Source organism: Rhodococcus sp. P4_B6, assembly GCF_056402215.1.
The window spans coordinates 1-616 of the sequence record NZ_JBFUHV010000492.1; the positions used below are offsets into that span (position 1 = coordinate 1).

Annotated in this window: 1 protein-coding gene; it reads right to left on the reverse strand. The window is 55.2% G+C overall.

The features are described from left to right. Positions 1-557: protein kinase family protein (locus tag AC1DWT_RS51755; protein WP_477926340.1), on the reverse strand; the 557-nt coding region annotated here is incomplete at its 3' end. Positions 558-616: the final 59 nt, after the last annotated feature.

Sequence of the window (616 nt, forward strand, 5' to 3'; positions counted from 1 at the left end):
GTTTCGAGGCGCTCGACATCCGAGATCAGTTCGAGTGCTGTCTTGTAGCGCTGTGAGATGTCATGCGCCGCACACTTTTGGATAATCCTCCCGACTTCGTCAGTGCCTGATTTCAGCGACTCCCTGCCAGTGAAGATGTAGGACAGGACCCAGGCAACCGCGTACATCTCGTTCAGGGCGTTATAGTCCCTGAAGTTGTCGAGCAGTGGGTCACGAATGGTTCCCCGCATCTCCGTCTTCGTTCGAGTGAACTCGGAGGTCTTGTCCTTGACCAGACCGAAGTCGGAGAGCTTGACCAGCACCGCTCCGCTTTCGAAGACCTTCAAGAGCACGTTCTGGAGACTGATATCTCGGTGGAGTAGCCCGGCGCTGTGGATGTAGTTGATGCCGTATAGGAACTGAAGCGCGATCCGCTTCCGTGACGAAAACTGCAACGCGTTGTTTCGTTTCAGGATGTACTTTCGGAGAGTCTCGTCGCAGAACTCCATCGTGTACTCATTGCGGGTTTCGTCGTACTGATACACCTCGACGACGTAGGGGAAACTGAGCCGCTTCATCACGTCGAACTCCTGCTTGAAGCGTTGCAGGTCCCGGTCACTGATGCCACGCTTCGCTC